The sequence below is a fragment of the Okeanomitos corallinicola TIOX110 genome (assembly GCF_038050375.1).
Taxonomy (GTDB): Bacteria; Cyanobacteriota; Cyanobacteriia; order Cyanobacteriales; family Nostocaceae; genus Okeanomitos; species Okeanomitos corallinicola.
In genome coordinates this window covers 1,355,210-1,376,276 of record NZ_CP150886.1, presented here as the reverse complement: position 1 = coordinate 1,376,276, position 21,067 = coordinate 1,355,210, and the positions used below count along the sequence as shown (strand labels likewise).

Sequence of the window (21,067 nt, the reverse complement as noted above, 5' to 3'; positions counted from 1 at the left end):
TTTTTTTCGTCTTGTCTTCTCCTATTCCCATACTATCCGCATGGTTATTCTCTTCTTCCCTTCTTCCTTCTTGGTTCATTTAATCCTGAAAATCCTAATACAGACAAAAAAATCCCCGACCTATCAAAAAATCGGGGAATTAACAACAAATAAAAACACAAACTAACCCAACTTAATAGACTTAGTAATCACCGCCAAACTCTCCTCAAAAAGAGCCTCACGACCCCAACGTTGCACCTGTTGACTTAACAAAATTTCCGGCTTTTGTTCAGCAAGAGAACTGACTTGTTGGAACAACCCAGCAGCCTGAGCGCCACCTTGAGTTTCCATTCGCATACAACCGCCAGTCTCACTACAAATCAACGTTCCGCAATTAGCTTCACTATTAGTAGAACTCAACCGCAAAGCAATCAAATCACCAACAATTTCACCAATATCAGCCACAGGAACACCTGCTAACTCCACCTCTATTTGTCTTTGGTCTTTAGCCACAAAAACAATCTTGGTAATATCATAATCATCAGATTCCTTCTGATAAGAAACAGGTTGCCATTCCAAACGACTAGCTAACCAACCCAAATACAACAAAGCCTGGGCGGCATTGCCTTTTTCATAGTCAATATTTACCAGGTCAACTTCCCTCAAAGCCGCACGACGTTGGGGAGCATCATAAGCCTCAGCAGTTAACTCTTGCCAAGCAGACAAACGCCGCCAATTTAAATCAGCCAAAGGCACACCGGTGTCAGCCAAATCTTGCAAAGTTAACAAATCACTTTCAGGAGCATTAAAATTACAAGAATCAACAATTACATTATTACAAACCGCTGCCAATCTCTTAAACAAAGGGTTTTGAGAATCAGGAGTAGCTTTCCACCATAAAAACTTAGGTAAACCGCCAATTAACAAAGCTGGAATCATACCCCCAATCCGTTCCAAAGCCGCAGCAGTACCAGTTAGGGTAATGTATTCACAACAAATCAGCGTACTAGAAGATTGCTTTTGAATCGGACAATAAGCCGAAACCTGTGCCTTCACCCCTTCATCTTCCCCAGCAATGGGACATAAAGCAATAATCCGGCAAGGATTACGCAAAGCAATTTCATCAGCAATAGTGGGGCTAGTAGGACTGTAAGTATAGCCCATAGCCGCACCGTGACTAGCGCCTTTTTCCCCACTGTGCTGAAGTTTAAAATATTCTTCCCGTAGGACAGTCACAGTTTCAGGTGTAGGAATACCGCTTTCTGGTAAACTGTGTTGTTTTTGTAATTCCCGCAACGCCACTTCGGTTTGGGGTCCCAAAATCCCATCAATAGGACCATTGTAAAAACCAGTAGCCGCTAACAAATACTGGGTTTCTTCAGGTTCGTAAACCACCAAAGTAAAAGTTGCCGCACGGGTAGCAGCAGGTAAACCGCCATCTTCCCCTTGAATACCGTAACTTTGCCAAATTTGACTAAGTTCGTTTTCAATGTCCGTCAGGGAAACATCTTTGGGGGCTTGGAGAGAATAAATAGTAGAAGCTTGAGTAGCCATAATTGATTTTGGATTTTAGATTGATAATTGGGCATGGGGCATGGGGCATGGGACATGGGGCATTGGGCATTGGGCATATAACCCCCCTATTACCTACTACCCATTACCTACTACCCAAATACTTAAAGTCTGCGCCAACGGCGACCATCTTGATTGATAAGTAATTCTGCTTCTGCTGGTTCCCATGTACCCGCTTCATATTCGGGAACAGTCGCAGGGTCTGCGGGTAAATCCCACACAGACAAGGCAGGTGTAACTACACGCCAAGCCGCTTCTACCTCATCAGACCTTGTAAATAATGTTTGGTCGCCCATCATACAATCTAAAAACAGGCGGTCATAGGCATCAGATGTAGCTTCAATCCCAAACGAACCATAGGTAAAGTCCATATCCACAGAACGGGTACGGAAATCGCCACCGGGCATTTTCACATCAAAACGTAAGGAAATACCCTCATTTGGTTGTATCCGCAATGTCAAAATATTGGCATTTGCTTGTAATGCTGCTGAGGGAAACATTCTCGATGGCACTTCCCGGAAATGGATAGAAATTTCACTCACCTTTTTCGGCATCCGCTTTCCTGTCCGCAGATAAAAAGGTACACCTTGCCAACGCCAGTTATCCACAATAAACTTCATTGCCACATAGGTAGGTGTGGTTGACTCAGGATTTACACCTGGTTCTGTGCGATAACCAGGCACTTGTTCACCTTTCATCCAACCCGCGCTATATTGTCCACGAATGGCAGAACGAGAGAGATTATTTACATCCGCTAATCGAGTCGCTTGTAATACTTTTACTTTTTCTGTACGGATACTATCAGCATCCATGGCGTTGGGTGCTTCCATAGCAGTTAAACAATACAACTGCATCAGGTGGTTTTGCAGCATATCCCGCAGCGCACCAGCACTTTCATAATATCCCGCCCGGTCTTCTACACCCACGGTTTCCGCAACAGTGATTTGTACGTGGTCTACAAATTGCCGATTCCATAAAGGTTCAAAAATGGCATTGGCAAACCGGAACACCAATAGGTTTTGTACAGTTTCCTTACCCAAGTAGTGGTCAATGCGGTAAACTTGGTTTTCTTTACAAACCTTCTGCACTACTTGGTTCAAGCTTTGCGCTGATGCTAAATCACGACCAAAGGGTTTTTCAATCACCAAACGGCTTTTATCAGCATCGTCTAACATCCCCGCAGAACCTAGTTGTTTAATCGCTTCGGGGAAAAAGTTAGGAGCAACGGAAAGGTAAAACATCCGGTTGCCTCTTGTTCCCCGTTTCGGGTCAAGTTCCGCCAGGAAGGTTTTCAATTTTTGGTAACTTTCAGGGTTGTCAATATTACCAGGACAGTAGAATAAACCTTTAGAAAAATCTTCCCAAAGTTCTCCTAGTTCAACTTTAGGATGCGCTTCTTGCATCCCTTTTTGCATCTGCTCACGGAAGTATTCATGAGTCCAGTCACGACGAGCAACACCAACAATGGTGGTTTCTGGAGGAATGCGTCTTTCCCGACGAAGTTTAAATAATGCAGGTACGAGTTTACGCCAGGTTAAATCCCCTGACGCACCGAAGATAACAATAATTTGGGGTTCGGCCATCCCCTGTTGTTGTAAACCAACCCGCAAGGGATTTTCTAACAGATTGACCATAGGATTTTAGATTTGAGATTTGAGATTTTGGATTGGTAATGGGTAATGGGTAATGGGTAATGGGTAATGGGTAAGAATAATTTACCCAATGCCCCATGCCCAATGCCCAATGCCCTACACTGGTGACAATACCTTAATTCGCTCTTTTAAAGAGTTCATTAGGGACTGGAAGGGTTGATTAAAAGTTGAACCAATTTATAGCAATGGACAAGACAGTTATGACATCAACCAAAGCTAAAACTTAGATAATGAAAGACTTCTAGCCCTGTCACCTGTAACTTGTCACCTGTCACCTGCTATCTCAACACCTTCTACCAGTAGTTGTGACATTACTGCACCATAAATGATGCTGATGTTAGAATCTTTTAAGTTTTAGATAATCCAACTTAAAAAATCAGTTTCATACTTTTCAAAAGTTATAAATTGCCAGTTAGTTTAATCCTCTTTTTTCAAAAAAGATTCTACTTTTGCTACATCTTGTTTGCTACCAATAATTAAAGGTGTACGTTGATGTAACTGTTTTGGTACTACATCTAAAATTTCCATCTTTCCAGTAGTTGCACGTCCTCCTGCTTGTTCTATCAAAAATGCCAAAGGTGCAGATTCATAAAGCAGTCTTAATTTACCTTCTGGTTTTTGTAATGTTCCTGGATAGAGAAACACACCACCTTGAACTAAGGTTCTGTGAATATCACTCACCATTGCCCCACTATAACGGGCTGTGTATCCTTCTGTCCGATGAACATAGCGAATATACTCTCTATATGATTCGTCCCACTGCCAAAAATTTCCTTCGTTAACGCTGTAAACTGAACCATGTTCAGGAATTTTCACGTTTTCTTCGGTGAGAATAAATTCCCCTAAACTGGGGTCAAGGGTAAAGAAATGCACACCTGTACCCATACTATAAACTAGCATTGTGCTAGGTCCGTAAATAATGTAACCGGCTGCTAGTTGTTTCCTGCCATTGGTTAATAGGTCTTTAGCTTCACCATCTGAATCCGTTCCTTCCTGTTGACGGATAGAAAATATTGAACCTAAACTGAGGTTAATATCTGTGTTTGATGAACCATCAATGGGGTCATACAACAAGGTATAGCGACCAATGGGGCAGTTTTCCGGGATGTAGTAGGGTTTTTCCATTTCCTCGGAAGCTAGACGACAAACTAAGCCACTTTGCTTAAATACGGAAATAAAGACTTCGTTGGCGTAAATGTCCATTTTTTTCACAGATTCACCTTGAACATTTACTTCCCCTGTAAATCCCAGTACGTCTTCCATTAATCCCGCACGGCTGAATCTTCGGGCAATTAGTTTACCTGCCAAGGCGATACGATTCATTAAAGCACTTAAATCTTGGGCGTTGGGGCCAAAACTCTGGAGTTGTTGGAGGACGTGGCGGGAAAGGGTTGTACAATCACGGTCTAGGGTTTTGTCTGTGGATAAATCTAAAGGTTCTGATATCTGAGTCATTTTAGTTATTTCCTGGAATTTTACTATGAGGCTACTTTTATCTATGGCAATCTTTAGGGACGATGATTAGCCACTGCTTCTATAGTAGAAAGGGATTTCGATAAGTTAAATGTGATTTTATATAAACTAAAGAAATGGCGATAAAATCCTGAACTATAACGAATAAGTAAATAACTGTTTTTATTAAGTAGTGTTACTGAAATTATTAAATTTTTTGGTGATTTTTAACTCTGTTTTAAGTTGCGTATACTGTGTAAGTGAAGTACGATTTAAGACATAACTCTCATGCTAAAAATCAAAAATTCTACACTCCCTATAATAGCTAAAGCCCTTACCGTGGCTGGATTTGTAGCTTCTGTTTTGTTAGGTGCTACTCCTGCTAATGCCCTTGATTTCACTTTTTCGTTTCAAGATGTAGGGACTAACGGATTTGTTACCGGAACACTAAGTAATCTAGTAGAGGGTAATAACGCTGGTTCAGGTATTACAGCAGCAGTTACATCCAGCCCCAGTGGCGGGGGAGTCACTTCTGGTTATAATTTCCTTTCAACGTCTAGTGGCGGTAATGCCTTTGTGGTTACTGGTGGTAATATTACTTTTGCCAATGTGCTGTTTGGCTATGCTTCTATAGAATTGTACTTAGGAACACCAGGAAATTTGGGTTACACTAGCGCACTTTTTAGCTCAGGCTCATTTTACTATTCTACTTCTTCCCGATACACAATACAATTTGCTCCTGTTACTGCTGTTCCCTTTGAACTTAATTCAACTGTAGGACTAGCAACATTAGGTATTTGTTTTGGTGCTGCTAAACTGCGGAGAAAACATTTGGCCAAAAAAGTGAATGTAACAGTTTAGTTATTAATATTAGGACTTATGCAAGAAGTCTATCAAATTCCTATTCCTCTGTGTTCTCTGCGTCCTCTGCGGTTTGATATTCCGTAACTCGTGCGTAAGTCCTAATTATATTTACAGCAGGTTTAATGAGGTACACTATTGACGGGCAAGATGCCCACCCCACAAAAGTTTCATTATGATGATTTGTACCTCATAACAATGGAATATGCTGTATCGTTACCCAAATAAATAACAGTAGTGTCTAGAATTTATGGTAAATAATCTGGGTTAAGAGCATCTACAACAGAGAAAGGTGGATTTTCAGGAAATAAATCTGATGATAATTGATATCTTTTGAGAATATATTGCCTAGCTTTTTGATAACATTCTTCAAAAATATCATCGAGCATATTTCTTAAACTAGGACTTTCTTCTAGAGTTAATTCTATTTGTAATCTTTGTTTTGCAACTGTATTGCGCCATCCTCTAGCATTATTTTCTTTTTCTATTTGCCAATATTCCAGTTTCAGAATATGCTCAATTAAAATAATTAAACGACATTTTAATTCTTTTTTTTCGCTTCTACCCATGCTATTGATTTCTTCTATTAAATTTTTAATATCTAATTCTGCAAACTTGTTATTTTCTAATAAATTGGCTGTGGTTTGTAGCCAAATATAAAAATCTCGATTATACAGACTTTTTTGATCGGTTTCTATTTTTATTTTTTCCATTATTAGTTACCATTTAAATATAGATTTTTTGTTATTATAGCACAGTTAGCACACCTGCCTCTACAATAATGAAAGAACTACTAACATTATGCAATTAATCCTCTACAGTAAACCCGGTTGTCATCTCTGTGAAGGTTTACAAGAAAAACTAGAACAAATCACGAGTATTTCTTTTGATTTGGAAATCCGGGATATAACTACCCGTGAAGATTGGTTTAATGCTTATCAGTATGAAATTCCGGTTTTGTTTTTATCGAACCGCAGAGACACAGAGGACACAGAGAATATACAAGAGTTGCAACCTATACCCCGTCCTTCTCCTCGTGCAAATGTTAAGCAATTGGAACAATTACTATTAAAATATCTTCCCAATCCAGAAAAAAATAATGCAGAATAAGCGCAAGGTAATCTTGTGTTGAGGTGGGATATATGAAATTACGGGAATTGTTAGCGGTTGTTGATGGTTTGGAATACTCGAATATTGAGGATGTGGAGGTAAAGGGTATTAAAACTAATTCCCATGCTTGCGGTGTGGGAGATTTGTTTATTGGTATCCCTGGAACTAGGGTTGATGGGGGTGAGTTCTGGCCTAGTGCTTTAGCTGCTGGTGCGGTTGCTGCTATTGTCTCCCCAGAAGCTATGACTAAAAAGCCTCCTTCCTCCGCAGATGTGGTAGTTAGTAGCAGTAATATGAATAAGGTCTGCGCTCAAATTGCTGCTGCTTTTTATGGTTATCCTGGTCAAAAATTAAAGATGGTGGGTGTTACCGGCACGAACGGTAAAACCACAACTACCCACCTGATTGAATATTTTCTCACAAAAGCTAATTTAGCGACGGCTTTGTTAGGAACTCTTTATACTCGCTGGCCTGGTTTTTCTGAAACTGCGGCTTTTACTACTCCTTTTCCGGTGGACTTACAGCAAAATTTGGCCCAAGCGGTTGATGCTGGGTCTGAGTTTGGAGTAATGGAGGTCAGTTCCCATGCTTTAGCACAGGATAGGGTTTTGGGTTGTCCGTTTGCAGTGTCTGTGTTTACTAATCTTACCCAAGATCACCTTGACTATCACAAGGATATGGAAGATTATTTTGGGGCTAAGGCTTTGTTGTTTAGTCCTGATTATTTGCAAGGTAGGGCCATTATTAATGCTGATGATGAATATGGTCAGCGTTTAATTGTTGGGTTCGGTAAAGATAAAGTTTGGACTTATAGTGTTAATGATAATCATGCCGATTTCTGGATGAGTGGTTTAAGTTATCATCCCAATGGTGTGAGTGGTATTTTACATAGTCCTCAAGGTGATGTGGCTTTTACTTCTCCTCTGGTGGGACAATATAATTTAGAAAATCTTTTAGCTGCTGTAGGTGCAGTTTTACATTTGGGTGTAGATTTACAAGTTGTGGCAAAATCTATACTTGATTTTCCTGGTGTTCCTGGCAGGATGGAACGGGTGCAAATTAGCGATAAGCAAGATGTGAGCGTGATTGTAGATTATGCCCATACTCCTGATAGCTTAGAAAATTTACTGAAAGCTGCTCGTCCTTTTATACCGGGTAGAATGATTTGTGTGTTTGGTTGTGGAGGGGATAGAGATAGGACAAAACGCCCGAAAATGGGTAAAATTGCCGCAGAATTGGCTGATATTGCGGTGGTGACTTCTGATAATCCCCGGACGGAAAACCCTGATAAGATTTTAGAGGATATTTTGGCGGGGATTCCTGATAGAGTTAAACCTATGGTAATTGGCGATCGCGCTACTGCAATTCGGACTGCTATACTGGAAGCTCAACCTGGCGATGGTGTATTGTTAGCAGGTAAGGGTCACGAAGATTATCAAATTCTGGGTACTGAGAAAATCCATTTTGATGACAGGGAACAAGCACGGGAAGCTTTGAAGATGAGAAGCGTTAGTAAGGTGTAGAAAGTTGGGGAGAGGGGGAGAGGGGGAGATGGGGAGAGAGGGAGATGGGGAGAGGGGGAGATGGGGAGAGGGGGAGAAAAATTAATTTTTTATTCTTCTAAACTCCTGACTCCTGTCAACTGTCAACTGTCAACTGTCAACTGTCAACTGTCAACTGTCACCTGTCAACTGTCAACTGTCAACTGTCACCTGTCAACTGTCAACTGTCAACTGTCACCTGATCACTAAAAATCAGTTAGATTACTAATTGAGTTACCTTATGGACAATTATGCCAAGAACACAGAAAAACGATAACTTTGTTGACAAGTCTTTTACCGTCATGGCAGATATTATTCTGAAAATGCTGCCAACTAACAAAAAAGCTAAAGAGGCATTTGTATATTATCGTGATGGTATGTCAGCCCAGGCTGAGGGTGAATATGCTGAAGCTTTAGAATATTATGAGGAAGCTCTAACGTTGGAAGAAGATACCAATGATAAGAGTTACATTCTCTATAATATGGGTCTGATTTATGCCAGTAATGGTGATCATGATAAAGCGTTAGAATTTTATCATCAAGCCATTGAGTTAAATCCTCGTTTACCCCAGGCTTTAAATAATATTGCTGTGATTTATCATTTTCAAGGTGAGAAGGCTAAGGAAGAGGGAGATAACGACGCTGGAGAAGCTTTATTTGACCAAGCCGCAGATTATTGGATTCGCGCAATTCGCCTTGCTCCTAATAATTACATTGAAGCACAAAACTGGTTAAAAACTACCGGGCGATCGCAAATTGACGTATTCTTTTAATTTGGTAATAGGTAATAGGTGATTGGGTAAAAATGCCCAATGCCCAATGCCCAATGCCCAATGCCCAATGCCCTATAATTAATCTATGATAGATCGTGAACAAGTCCACAAAGTAGCTAATCTTGCTCGGTTAGAATTGACACCAGAGGAAGAGGAGAAATTTTCTAACCAACTTAGTGATATTCTGGATTACATCGAGCAGTTGAGTGAACTTGATGTTACTGATGTAGCACCGACAACTAGAGCTATTGATGTTAGTAATGTAACCAGAGAGGATAATTTACAACCTTATCCTGAACGGGAAGCGATTCTCAGCAGCGCACCTGAACAGGAAGGTGATTTCTTCAAAGTTCCTAAAATCCTCAATGCTGATTAAATCAGTTTTTTATGTAGGGTGTAAGTTAGTTTGTGCATTACGCTACCTAACGCACCCTACTTTTATTTTTATAAATTAGTAATTAAATGAATAAGTCAAGAATTATAACTTTATTGAGTGATTTTGGTAATAATGATGTATATGTTGGGGTAATGAAAGGTGTAATTTCTCAAATTAACCCAAATTTGAATTTAATAGATTTAACACACCAGATTACACCACAAAATGTTACCGCAGGTAGGTTTTGCTTGATGAATGCTTATCCTTATTTTTCCGATGGTACCGTACATTTAGCTGTGGTAGATCCGGGAGTTGGTAGTAAAAGGAGAGCGATCGCAGTACAATTAGCTCAAGGTTATCTTGTCGGACCCGATAACGGTATTTTTAGTGGTATTTTTTCACAACATCCGATTATCGCAGCAGTAGAATTAAATAATTATAAATATTGGCGGAAATCTCAACCTAGCAGCACTTTTCACGGTAGAGATATTTTCGCATCAGTCGCAGCACATTTAGCTAGTGGTGTATCTCTGCAAGAGTTAGGAAATCAAATCAATCCTGAAACTTTGATTAGGTTAAATATTGGTGAATGTCAAAGAAAAACCAATGGTGTAGAGGGTTGTATTCAATATATAGATCACTTTGGTAATTTAGTCACTAATATTCCTGCAAGTTGTGTAGAGAGTAAACCCTGGTATGTAAAAGTTAATAATTTAACTATCCCAGGATGTACTACTTACAGTGATGTGAAAATGGGGGAAGTTTTAGCTTTGGTTGGTAGTCACGGGTGGGTAGAAATTGCTGTAAATAGCGGTAATGCACAAAAGCAATTACAGATGAGATATCTTGATAATGTACAAGTCTTGTTTTTGCAGTCTTACTAATTTATACTATAGGGGTAGTTTCGCGCAAAGACGCTAAGGAGCAAAGGCGCTAAGTAAGAGAAGAAGAGATTGTTAAATTAGAGTATAAAAATTACTGTTAAAAATAAAGCTGAAAATGAAAAATAAACTATTCACAACTTTTATTTCTGGGTGTTTACTGGCTTTAGCTACTACTTTGAGTATCAGTGAACCTAGTTATGCTGGAGGTACTAAGTTTTACTGTGCTGTACTAGGTGGTGAATATTTTACCTTTGCGCGGACGGAAGATGGGAGAAGATATAAGGTGATGGGTTGGACTTCTACAGATTTTCCTAAACCTTATAATCTTAAATACCGCTGTACTACAGTCTCATCGAGATTTCAGAGAAGTTATGATAACGGAACTCTAAAAAGAATTGCTACGGGTACACTCAATAGTGAACCTGTTATTTGTGCTGGAAGCAACTCTAATATAGTCTGTAACAGCAGAAATTTACTATTTACTCTCAAACGGGGTGCAAAGGCAAAAACCGTAGCTAATAGACTATTTAATCGCAATGCTTTAGCATCTGGTGAAATTATCACTCAAAATAGTGATCCTGATCATATCATGTTTAATTTTGATATCTATTTGGATAATTTAGCAGCTGAGTAAAAAACTATCACCTTTTTGCAAATTGCTTGATTTTAACATTATCAAATTAATTACTTGTATTAGTGGTTTATCTTTGTTGCTTTCAGCTTCATCTGCAAATTTGACAGTTTATGCTGAAAATTCCCATCTGGATAAACCCAAAACCATATTTTCCCCACCGCAGATAAAACAACGAGGGAAAGATATTACTGTGAAAGTGATATCAACGCAGTTTTTGGGTTCTGGAATTTTACTGAAGCGAACAGATAATATTTATAGGATATTAACCAATGCTCATGTGTTAGCAGCAGACGAACCACCTTATCAAATAGTAACTCCAGATGGGAAAGTGCATCAAGCCGAAGTATTAAAAAATCCTGATTTAGAAAAGTATGATTTAGCAATGTTGGAATTTTCCAGCAATGAAAATTATGCAGTTGCGGTTATTGGAGACAAACCCAAAACCGGAGATGAGGTATTTGTAGTTGGTTTTCCCATCAACCAAGAAAATAGCGAAGTCGAAGAATTTACACTCACCACCGGGAAAATAGCCTTAATTTTAGATAAAGCCTTAGAAAAAGGATATCAAATAGGATACACCAACCAACTAGATAAAGGTATGAGCGGGGGAGCATTATTAAATCAACAGGGTGAGTTAGTCGGTGTCAACGGAATGCACGCTTACCCAATTTGGGATGTTCCCTCTATTTTTATAGATGGTACACCAGCAGCGGACACATTACATCAAAAAATAATTCGTCTAAGTTGGGCAGTACCCATAAACAAACTAAAACCCAACGACAAAAAATAAACCCTTTGCGTCTTTGCGTCTTTGCGTGAGATAATTACTCAGGAATATTGGCCATATAATTAACCAAATCATCTAGCTGGGAAAAATCTAACAATTCTTCCGCTAAATCTTCCAATTGGGTTAATGCTAAATTGGGAAGTTTTTCTTCTATCCTCACAGGAATATTACCAAAACGACGTTTTAACAGACGGAGAATTAAATCGAGTGCTTCTCTTTTTTTACCTTTGAGTAAACCCCGTTCTTCACCTTTTAGCAGAATATCCTGATAAATTACTGATTCTTCCATAATATCCTCCCGAAATAGTTGTTTAAGCAAACCTCTATCAAACCGTAAACCAGCTAAAAGCTGTGTACAAACAGAAATATTTTCTCGTGCTGTTCTAGATTCAATCATATCTACAGCATCAGCAACTTGGGTTAACAGATTTTCTGGTGAGTTGGTTTTTGCTAAAGTTGCTAAAGGTAAGAGTGCGGGGTTATTTAGTAAAGGTGCTGGTTCTTCTTCCCACATTCTGATGACTCTGTATTTGTGGATAGTGTTGGTGTCCACATATTGATTATTAAACACGATATCTGAAGTGGTAGGTTGGAGAAAAATCACCACTTGGTAAATATCACACCAATATTGACGTTTCAAACGAGTGTAATAATCCAACATCCGAAAATCAAGGGGTGTTTTAGATTTTGGTGTGGTTTGAAATTCTAAATGTAAAATTTTATTACCGACTTTCAAGAAAATTAACGCATCTGCACGAATGGGTTCTAAGTTAAGTTCGGTTTTCAAGATTTCTACTTCTGATGTATCAGAGGAGAGTAACCATTTAGCAAAATCTTGAGGATAGGTTTCAGCTAGGTACTTACACGTGTTATCGTAGGACAAGGTATATTATTCTCCGAATCTGGTAATTGTTATCGTCCAGATTCTTACATAATTTTTGGCCATGGTTAAAATAATTTTTCTGACAAAATTTAATCTTTCAATTTCACCCAAATGAAAACCAGCAATTTAAAAATTACATCCTGTACATCCTTAAATCCAGGAAATCCTGATTCAGACAAATATTATTATGCAATATAAATACACTATCCCCACCTTATTTATCCTCACATCTGTTACCCTGACTCAACCAGCGACAGCACAGGGTTTATCCTGCGATAAAAAAATAGATGAAATTGGGGAAAAAATCACAGTTTTAATAGATAACGGTAAAAACTCAGGTTCGGGAACTTTAATCAAACAAGAAGGAAATCTTTATACTGTTCTCACTTCTTTTCATAATTTCAAAAATACTGACTTAAAATACTCTATTGTCACCCATGATGGCCAACGTTACCCCCTCAATGTGCAGAGTGTTAAACCTTTGAAATCTGATATAGATTTAGCAGAGGTAAAATTTAGGAGTAATAACAATTATCAAGTTGCTAAATTGGGGAATTCTGATGGAGTGAAACGTCGGGATAATGTTTATGTCGGTGGTTTTCGTCCCAAAACTGCCAATATTACTGTACCTTTGTATGACTGTTTAGATGGGCAAGTTTCTGCAAATGCTAAACAGGTAACTGTGGATGGTGGTTATAATTTAATTTATACTAATCCAACTCTCAAAGGGATGAGTGGGGGACCTGTGTTAAACCAGCAGGGAGAGTTGATAGGTATTCATGGTAGGGGTGAGGATGAATATGATAATAACAAGTTAGATAGATATGCTGGTGTTCCCATTAATTTTTATTTGCAACTAGCAGCAGGAAATACTAAAACCCCCATAATTCGTCCGACACCTTCTAAGTTTACTGCTGATGATTATTTTGCTTTAGCTGGAGAAAAGTATGGCAAGGGAGATTATCAAGGGGCTATATTAGCTTATAATCGAGTTCTTAATCTAAATCCTAATAACACCGAGGCTTTATTATATCGTGGTGCTACATATTCTAAGTTAAAAGATTATCAAAAAGAGATCGCAGATTATAATCAAGCTATTAAAATTAATCCTAACTATGCTAAAGCCTACTACAACCGGGGAATTGCACATCGTAATTTAAAAGATTATCAAAAAGCGATCGCAGATTATAATCAAGCTATTAAACTTAATCCTAACTATGCTGATGCCTACAATAACCGGGGAGTTGCACGTTATGATTTAAAAGATTATCAAAAAGCGATCGCAGATTATAATCAAGCTATTAAAATTAATCCTAACTATGCTGAAGCCTACAACAACCGGGGAGTTGCACATCGTAATTTAAAAGATTATCAAAAAGCGATCGCAGATTATAATCAAGCTATTAAAATTAATCCTAACTATGCTGAAGCCTACAACAACCGGGGATTTGCACGTTATAATTTAAAAGATTATCAAAAAGCGATCGCAGATTATAATCAAGCTATTAAAATTAATCCTAACTTTGATTTAGCCTACAACAACCGGGGAATTGCACGTTATGATTTAAAAGATTATCAAAAAGCGATCGCAGATTATAATCAAGCTATTAAAATTAATCCTAACTATGCTGATGCCTACTACAACCGGGGACTTTCATATAGGAATTTAGGAAAACATGAAACAGCAATATCTGACTTTCGACAAGCTGCAAAATTGTATCAACAACAGGGTAAAAGTTCAGATTACCAAGATGCTTTAAATAGAATCAGAGAATTACAACAACGATGATAATTTCAGATCGGGATTTATGGTTACTGAGCGATGTCGCAGTACAGGATGTTTTATTTTGATGATGTTGATGAATTTTTGGGCATTTTTGATATCAATTGGTTTTCTTCCATCCCATCAATCCCAAAGGTGCGAATATCTGGCGACACAGATTCCGACTATAACTTAATCATAACCTAAATTAGAAAAATGTCAAGAGGTTTTTTAATCAAATTCAGACAACAAATCAGGACTTACGCAAAACCTACTTTAAATAGTATTGTATGGCTACGCCACGCAAGCTATCAAAATTCAAATAGTACGTAGTACGTAGGGTGTGTTAGCGTCAGCGTAACGCACCAAACCCTGAATAATGGTGCGTTACGAACTCAGTTCTAACACACCCTACAATACCTAATTTTGTATGGCTACGCCACGCAAGCTATCAAAATTCAAATAGGAGTCCTATAGATTCCTATCTCATCACTTAATTGCAACAGATTTAATAGCACCAAACCCTGAATAATGGTGCGTTACGAACTCAGTTCTAACACACCCTACAATACCTAATTTTGTATGGCTACGCCACGCAAGCTATCAAAATTCAAATAGGAGTCCTATAGATTCCTATATCATCACTTAATTGCAACAGATTCAATAGCACCAAACCCTGAATAATGGTGCGTTACGAACTCAGTTCTAACACACCCTACAATACCTAATTTTGTATGGCTACGCCACGCAAGCTATCAAAATTCAAATAGGAGTCCTATAGATTCCTATCTCATCACTTAATTGCAACAGATTTAATAGTAGTTTCCGCTGTTTTTAAAAACTGATCATAATCATCTATAGCTGCTGAATATGTAATCACATAAGCCATATTATCACTCAAAGTCATCACATACATATTTTTAATTTCCTCTTCACCATTTTTACCAGTCGCAATAATTTTTCTCCCTTCTTTATTACTGAAATAAATTGTACTTTCAGTTTTCTGAACAACTTTCCCATCTGCTAAATTATTAGTAATATCCTGTTCTTGAATTTCTTGCAATTTATCTAAAGTCCCTAAATATTCAAAACTGTTAATTATCAATCTAGCTGAAGTTTGAGGTTGAATAAAGGAAACTATCTTACCACTAACAGCATTTGGTGTTGTATTTTTAAACCAACATTGAGGATATTCAAGACTTAATTTATATTCTGTATTTTCATAACTTGCTAAATTTCCTCCACATTCAGATTGAGGACGATTAAAAAATAGAACCATTAAAATTATTCCTACTATTCCTAATCCTGAAGTTGCAATTTTTAACAACAGACCTTTAGAAATAAAACTTCCTCCAATTGGTAATGGTTGGGAAGATTTGGGTTTTAAAGGTACTAATGCTTTTAATGCTAAACTTGCGGTATGATAACGGTCTTGATGATGATAACTGACCATTTTATCTAACACATTTGCAAGTTTTTTACTAACCTGAAGATCATTTTTCCAAATTATTTTTCCAGTGCGACTATCTGGTTGTAGACTTTGTGGTTGTATTCCCGTTAGTGCTTGAATACCAATCATTCCCACAGCATAAATATCACTACTAAAAACAGGATTTCCGTTTGCTTGTTCTGGTGGTGTATATCCAGGAGTACCAATAAATGTTGGATGTTTTTGTGCTTGATTTCCTAAATTTTGCGTGCTGATTTGTTTGACTGCACCAAAATCAATAATTACTATTTTTTTATCTGTTGTTCTTCTTCTGATATTTTGAGGTTTTAAATCTCGGTGAATTACTTCTTGTTCGTGAATTACTACTAAAATTTCGAGAATTTCTATTAATAATTTAAGCACAAAATCTTCACTGAGAAGAACACCCGCAGGTAATTCTTGAGAGATATCATGTCCTTCTATATATTCTTGAACAATAAAAAAATCTTGATTTTCAGCGATATGTGCTAAAAGTTGGGGGATTTGGGGATGTTTACCGAGTTTTTCTAGTATTTTCGCTTCTCTGTCAAATAATTCTTCAGCTTTTTTTAATAGCTCCGGGTCTTGATTTTCCGGTGTAAAATGCTTGACAACACACTGAGGATTTCCAGGACGTTTGCTGTCTTCTGCTAAATAGGTAGTTCCAAAAGCACCATTTCCTATTTCTTTGATAATTTGATATCGTCCGTCTATAATTCTACCTATCATTAGATTCACCCCTCAACCCAGAATATGACTTTTGCTAATTTGTTTATATATTTATAATGTTGACACAAGCAGTACAATAATTTTTCTGATTTAGATACAATGAATATTTAGAAGTCTCTGTGTAAATAAAAAAAATGGCAGCACAAAAACTTAGCGAAACCGAACTACAACAAGCCTTAAATAGTTTACCAGGTTGGCAAATCAAAGAAGGTAAATTATATAAGGAATATAAATTTAAAGACTTTTCCACAGCTTTAGGTTGGATGGTAACTGTAGGTGTTCATGCAGAAAAAATGGGACATCACCCAGAATGGTTTAATGTTTACAACACTGTGAGAGTGAATCTTGTTACCCATGACATCGGTAATGCTATCAGTAATTTAGATGTGGAATTAGCCAAGAAAATGGAAGAAAATTATAAGTAAATAGGGAATAGGTGAAAAAAGGTAGTTTACCCATTACCCATTACCCATTACCTAATTCGTTTCCTGAATTTGTAACCTAATATGATGTTCTGTTGCACCACTAAGTTTGATTTCCATGATTTCCCCACCTAGTGGTTCTACACAACTGAGGAGCGATCGCAAACATGGCGTACTTGCACCTGTATCAACGTACAATCTATCAGCTAGGTTACTAATTTTTTTCCAAGTCATGTACAACTTAGCAATTCCCTGTTCCATTTGGGATGCTTGATTGACTAAATCAGCAGCAATACTCAAACAGCCAATTCTTTGAGCTTCTTCTAAAGCGGTTTCAATATCTACATCTTTTTCTGTTAGTGCTTGTACTTGCACGGCAGATTTGAGATATTTTGCCAGTTGTCTAGCTTCTGTAGTTGCTTGTTTGAGAGTGTCCACATCTGGATTAGCCGCTATTTCCCGTTGTAACATCTGCTGATGGGATTCGGGCAGTTTTTCCATTTCCTTCACCAGCGGAGCAATGTAGCGGGCTGGAAGGCTATTATCTGCGGCTTTTTCCTTAACGGGTTCAGGTAATAATTCTGAGGACATGGCAGTCCATTCATCGGTGAGTTGACGGACTTCTCTACGGGTGATGCGATCGCCCTTTTGGGCAGCTTCACTCACCATCTGTTGTACTTCTGGTACTGATTTAGCAGTTTCTACAAAAGCCCGTTTACTAAAATTATTAACTGTACTGGGGTCAAGTTTACCATCTTGTATTAAAGTATCAGCACTGTTAGCTAGTTGAATCCAAGAATAGGCTTGAGTTTTACTAATTTCCCTCTCCTTCAACCATTTCAGGAAACCAGTACCTCTACCATCCCCACCTTTTTTCTCCCGATCACGGATAGCGCGTAAAATGCGACCACGCCAAATTTCTGTCTGCAAATCAAAGCGATCGCATACTTGCCAAGCTACATCTAACTGCTGTAAAAAGTCAGACTCAGCAATTCCTTCATCTTCAGGATCTGGTAATTCAAAATCTAAGTCTACAGGCTGTTGCAGTGCAGCAGCAAGGTCATTCATAGAGTCGGTATCTTGCACGATGTCTAGCTCTTGTGTGTATGCAATCAACTAACTGTTACTAATTCTGCGTACTTACACAGGATCAGCAACAATTAGCAGGTAAACATTATAGTTGAAAAATCCAAAAATAGTTAAATCAATTTAACAGAAGTCAATACCTTATCCAAATTGGAAAAAGCCTTGATTCGTAGGTTGGGTTGAGGTATGAAACCCAACAAAGCAGAAAATGGCTAAGGTATTGAGCAGTACAAAAGTATTTCACCAGCAGTTTCTTAATGTTTTCGATACTCTAGAGATGAATCTATGAGTAAAAACAACTATGAATCAAGTGGACTATCTCCGCATTAGTTTAATTGACCGCTGTAATTTTCGCTGTTTGTACTGTATGCCAGAGGGTGCAGAATTACAATATATTCTCAAACAACAATTATTAACTGATCAAGAAATAATAACTCTTCTCCAAGAAGTATTTATTCCTCTTGGTTTCACTCGCTTTCGCTTAACTGGGGGTGAACCTCTACTGCGTCCTCATGTGGTGGATTTGGTTAGTAAAATTGCCCATCTTCCCCAAACTCAAGATTTGGCAATGACTACCAATGGGTTTTTATTAGCACCCATAGCCCAAAATCTCTATGACGCTGGGTTAAGAAGAATTAACATTAGTTTAGATTCTCTTGATCCAGATATTTTTGAGCAAATTATCGGTAATCATGGTCGTAAACGTTGGCAACAAGTCTGGGAAGGGATTCAAAAAGCTTATGAGGTGGGATTTGACCCGCTGAAGTTAAATGTTGTAGTTATACCCGGTGTAAATGACCATGAAGTGTTGGAATTAGCCGCTTTAACAATTAATAAAAATTGGCACGTGCGATTTATTGAATTTATGCCGATTGGTAATGGTGATTTGTTTGGCGATCGCGGTTGGGTTTCTTCCGCTGAATTACGCGATCGCATTCGTCAACGTTGGGGTTTAACAGAATCAGCAGTGCGTGGTAACGGGCCGGCGGATGTATTTCAAATTCCCGGTGCGAAGGGAACACTCGGTTTTATTAGTCAGATGTCAGAATGCTTTTGCGATCGCTGTAACCGAGTTCGTCTTGCCGCTGATGGTTGGTTACGTCCCTGTTTATTAAATGAAACTGGTCAAATAGATTTAAAATCTTCCTTACGTGCTGGCATTAGCACTTTTCAATTACAAGAACAAGTTAGAAATCTATTAAACTTTAAATCAGAAATTAACTTTAAACAACGCGACCCAGGCACTCTCGGCACTTACACCCGTACCATGTCGCAAATTGGGGGTTAGTCATTAGTCATTAGTCATTAGTCATTAGTATTTATTTTGACTTCTGACTCCTGACTACTGACCACTGACTATTAAGCTTTCCGTGAGTAGTATTCCACCACGAGCAGTTCATTCACCTGTAGCGCTACCCATTCTCTCTCAATCACAGTATTGACTTTACCAGTCAACTTGTTTTTATCAAACTCTAAATGATTGGGAAGGTTAGCTAAACCGGGATACTGCAAATTAGCTTCTACCAATTTTTTGGATGCTTCTCTATTTCTGACACCAATTTCTTCACCAGGACGGCACTGATAGCTGGCAATATTCACGACACGACCATTAACGGTCACGTGACCATGATTTACCAGTTGACGTGCTGCGGGAATGGTAGGAGCCATACCCATGCGAAAAACTGTGTTATCCAAGCGCATTTCCATTAATTGAAGCAAGACTTTTCCGGTAGAACCAGTAACACGTCTAGCTTTCCGTACATAACGGAGCATTTGCTTTTCTGTTAAACCATAGTTCAAACGCAGTTTTTGCTTTTCTTCGAGACGAATAGCATATTCAGTACGTTTTTTACGGTTTTGACCGTGTTGTCCTGGTGGATAAGCACGTCTGGCACTTTTACGAGTTAATCCTGGTAATTCGCCTAAGCGGCGGACAATTCTGAGGCGAGGCCCTCTATATCGGGACATGAGTTTCCTTTATTTAATCCTATTTAAACTTTACCCAAATATAATATTATGACATTCTTTGCTGCAATTAGCCAGAGAAATATTATAAAAATTAGGGTTTATGACAAGAGTTTTTCACAAAAGTGATAAAACTTCCTCAACTTGAGAAGGGGTTTGTATAGCAATAGACAAGGTGGTTAGGACATTTATAGACAATAAAACTCAGAGAAGAAAAGACTTTTTATACTGTCACCTGTCACTTGTTCCCTGTCACCTGCTATAAAATCATAAGTTAGCATAACCTTGGGTGTTTGGAGAATAAAAATGATAAAAAGCCAAAAACAAAGAATCAGCGGATTTATTGCCGCACCAACAATCGCCATTGCTGGATTACTTACCAATATTTTACCCAGTCAAGCTGTTATAGATTCCTATAGAAATGATTACCGTACCTGTGCGGCACAATTATTGAAATCAGGAGTGACAGCGGAAGCAGCATCTAAAGCTTGTGCTACAGCCCTCAGACCCAGAGAATTATCTAGTTGTGTGGCTAAAATCACCAAAAACACAGAAATTAACTCTACAGAGGCGCTTGTTTCCTGTCGTCAAGGTCGCCGTCCAGAAGATTTAGCTACTTGTGTAGTTGGTATTAGTAAAAGTACCCAACAAGCAATTAACCAAGCTACTTTAACCTACTGTGGACGTAGTTTGCTACCTGTCACCTTTGCTGAGTGTGTGGTTGGTTTACGCAAAGAGATTGATTTAGATCCAATGCAATCTTTAAATATTTGTATTGACGCTAATGACCGTTCTATTAGTATTGGATCTGGCTCACTTACCTCAAAATAATAAATTGTTTTCAACTGTTTATACGGAATTTACCGTTGAATGCTGACCGCTGTTTGCTGACATTTATTGTCAATTAGAAATTTCGATAATTACCCTAGTTGTAGGGTTGGCAGACTGTCTACCCTACTTTTCGTCTCAAAAACAACATATTAAGGTAAACCTGGGAAATAAACCGGACTGTGTGAATTTCACATCCCTTAAATTTACGGGCTACTACCACTATGTGAGAACTTTGCTATCTGCACATATTTAGCCACACTTATAACATCAGTAAAGGCTATGAAATGTATTTTAACTGTT

Annotated in this window: 20 protein-coding genes; 12 read left to right on the top strand and 8 right to left on the bottom strand. The window is 38.3% G+C overall.

All coding sequences use genetic code 11. From position 1 onward, the window contains the following. Nucleotides 1–162: 162 nt before the first annotated feature. From opcA to fbp, 3 genes are all read right to left on the bottom strand, one after another. The gene (gene opcA / locus WJM97_RS05975) at nucleotides 163–1,533 is read right to left on the bottom strand and encodes a glucose-6-phosphate dehydrogenase assembly protein OpcA (RefSeq protein WP_353932127.1); all 1,371 of its coding nucleotides are present in this window, start codon (nucleotides 1,531–1,533) and stop codon (nucleotides 163–165) included. 122 nt (nucleotides 1,534–1,655) lie between these two features. Beyond that, entirely contained in the window at nucleotides 1,656–3,185 is a 1,530-nt protein-coding gene (zwf, locus tag WJM97_RS05970; protein ID WP_353932126.1) for a glucose-6-phosphate dehydrogenase, read from the bottom strand. 435 nt (nucleotides 3,186–3,620) lie between these two features. Next, the gene (fbp, locus tag WJM97_RS05965; RefSeq protein ID WP_353932125.1) at nucleotides 3,621–4,658 is read right to left on the bottom strand and encodes a class 1 fructose-bisphosphatase; all 1,038 of its coding nucleotides are present in this window, start codon (nucleotides 4,656–4,658) and stop codon (nucleotides 3,621–3,623) included. Between the two features lie 285 nt (nucleotides 4,659–4,943). Here fbp and WJM97_RS05960 point away from each other — a divergent pair, with 285 nt between their 5' ends. Then, nucleotides 4,944–5,516: a hypothetical protein gene (locus WJM97_RS05960; protein ID WP_353932124.1), complete on the top strand. Its 573-nt coding sequence runs from the start codon at nucleotides 4,944–4,946 to the stop codon at nucleotides 5,514–5,516. A gap of 248 nt (nucleotides 5,517–5,764) precedes the next feature. Here the strand turns inward: WJM97_RS05960 and WJM97_RS05955 are convergent, their stop codons facing one another. After that, entirely contained in the window at nucleotides 5,765–6,229 is a 465-nt protein-coding gene (locus tag WJM97_RS05955) for a DUF29 domain-containing protein (RefSeq protein WP_353932123.1), read from the bottom strand. 88 nt (nucleotides 6,230–6,317) lie between these two features. Here WJM97_RS05955 and WJM97_RS05950 point away from each other — a divergent pair, with 88 nt between their 5' ends. The 7 genes from WJM97_RS05950 (at nucleotide 6,318) to WJM97_RS05920 (ending at nucleotide 11,624) form a co-directional block, all read left to right on the top strand. Continuing rightward, nucleotides 6,318–6,626, top strand: a complete 309-nt coding sequence (locus WJM97_RS05950; protein ID WP_353932122.1) for a glutaredoxin family protein — start codon at nucleotides 6,318–6,320, stop codon at nucleotides 6,624–6,626. Nucleotides 6,627–6,658: 32 nt separating this feature from the next. Next, nucleotides 6,659–8,149 carry a UDP-N-acetylmuramoyl-L-alanyl-D-glutamate--2,6-diaminopimelate ligase gene (locus WJM97_RS05945; protein WP_353932121.1) on the top strand — a complete coding sequence of 497 codons (1,491 nt, stop codon included), beginning with the start codon at nucleotides 6,659–6,661 and terminating at the stop codon, nucleotides 8,147–8,149. A 269-nt stretch (nucleotides 8,150–8,418) separates the two neighbouring features. Beyond that, nucleotides 8,419–8,940 (top strand): photosystem I assembly protein Ycf3, encoded by a 522-nt coding sequence (locus tag WJM97_RS05940; RefSeq protein WP_353932120.1) that lies wholly within the window; start codon nucleotides 8,419–8,421, stop codon nucleotides 8,938–8,940. Nucleotides 8,941–9,025: 85 nt separating this feature from the next. Continuing rightward, on the top strand, nucleotides 9,026–9,316 hold the full coding sequence (gene gatC, locus WJM97_RS05935) for an Asp-tRNA(Asn)/Glu-tRNA(Gln) amidotransferase subunit GatC (protein ID WP_353932119.1): 291 nt from the start codon (nucleotides 9,026–9,028) through the stop codon (nucleotides 9,314–9,316). 86 nt (nucleotides 9,317–9,402) lie between these two features. Beyond that, entirely contained in the window at nucleotides 9,403–10,200 is a 798-nt protein-coding gene (locus WJM97_RS05930; protein ID WP_353932118.1) for an SAM-dependent chlorinase/fluorinase, read from the top strand. 115 nt (nucleotides 10,201–10,315) lie between these two features. After that, nucleotides 10,316–10,834: a COP23 domain-containing protein gene (locus WJM97_RS05925; protein ID WP_353932117.1), complete on the top strand. Its 519-nt coding sequence runs from the start codon at nucleotides 10,316–10,318 to the stop codon at nucleotides 10,832–10,834. A gap of 22 nt (nucleotides 10,835–10,856) precedes the next feature. After that, the gene (locus WJM97_RS05920) at nucleotides 10,857–11,624 is read left to right on the top strand and encodes a serine protease (RefSeq protein WP_353932116.1); all 768 of its coding nucleotides are present in this window, start codon (nucleotides 10,857–10,859) and stop codon (nucleotides 11,622–11,624) included. 34 nt (nucleotides 11,625–11,658) lie between these two features. On the opposite strand, the gene WJM97_RS05915 is transcribed toward WJM97_RS05920, so the two are convergent. Further along, nucleotides 11,659–12,504, bottom strand: coding sequence for a DUF4351 domain-containing protein (locus WJM97_RS05915; protein ID WP_353932115.1), 846 nt, complete (start codon nucleotides 12,502–12,504; stop codon nucleotides 11,659–11,661). A gap of 187 nt (nucleotides 12,505–12,691) precedes the next feature. On the opposite strand from WJM97_RS05915, the gene WJM97_RS05910 reads away from it, so the two are divergent. Then, complete coding sequence (locus WJM97_RS05910) at nucleotides 12,692–14,293, top strand: tetratricopeptide repeat protein (protein ID WP_353932114.1); 1,602 nt, start codon at nucleotides 12,692–12,694, stop codon at nucleotides 14,291–14,293. 766 nt (nucleotides 14,294–15,059) lie between these two features. Here the strand turns inward: WJM97_RS05910 and WJM97_RS05905 are convergent. After that, nucleotides 15,060–16,463, bottom strand: coding sequence for a protein kinase (locus WJM97_RS05905; RefSeq protein ID WP_353932113.1), 1,404 nt, complete (start codon nucleotides 16,461–16,463; stop codon nucleotides 15,060–15,062). Between the two features lie 134 nt (nucleotides 16,464–16,597). On the opposite strand from WJM97_RS05905, the gene WJM97_RS05900 reads away from it, so the two are divergent. Further along, entirely contained in the window at nucleotides 16,598–16,888 is a 291-nt protein-coding gene (locus WJM97_RS05900) for a 4a-hydroxytetrahydrobiopterin dehydratase (RefSeq protein WP_353932112.1), read from the top strand. A gap of 51 nt (nucleotides 16,889–16,939) precedes the next feature. Here the strand turns inward: WJM97_RS05900 and WJM97_RS05895 are convergent, their stop codons facing one another. Next, nucleotides 16,940–17,971 (bottom strand): hypothetical protein, encoded by a 1,032-nt coding sequence (locus WJM97_RS05895; RefSeq protein ID WP_353932111.1) that lies wholly within the window; start codon nucleotides 17,969–17,971, stop codon nucleotides 16,940–16,942. A gap of 301 nt (nucleotides 17,972–18,272) precedes the next feature. On the opposite strand from WJM97_RS05895, the gene moaA reads away from it, so the two are divergent. Continuing rightward, a complete protein-coding gene (moaA, locus tag WJM97_RS05890; RefSeq protein ID WP_353932110.1) occupies nucleotides 18,273–19,259 on the top strand; it encodes a GTP 3',8-cyclase MoaA in 987 nt (328 codons plus the stop codon). 71 nt (nucleotides 19,260–19,330) lie between these two features. On the opposite strand, the gene rpsD is transcribed toward moaA, so the two are convergent. Continuing rightward, the gene (gene rpsD, locus WJM97_RS05885) at nucleotides 19,331–19,939 is read right to left on the bottom strand and encodes a 30S ribosomal protein S4 (protein ID WP_353932109.1); all 609 of its coding nucleotides are present in this window, start codon (nucleotides 19,937–19,939) and stop codon (nucleotides 19,331–19,333) included. 303 nt (nucleotides 19,940–20,242) lie between these two features. Between rpsD and WJM97_RS05880 the strand changes: the two genes are divergently transcribed. Then, nucleotides 20,243–20,767 (top strand): hypothetical protein, encoded by a 525-nt coding sequence (locus tag WJM97_RS05880; RefSeq protein ID WP_353932108.1) that lies wholly within the window; start codon nucleotides 20,243–20,245, stop codon nucleotides 20,765–20,767. Nucleotides 20,768–21,067 lie beyond the last annotated feature (300 nt).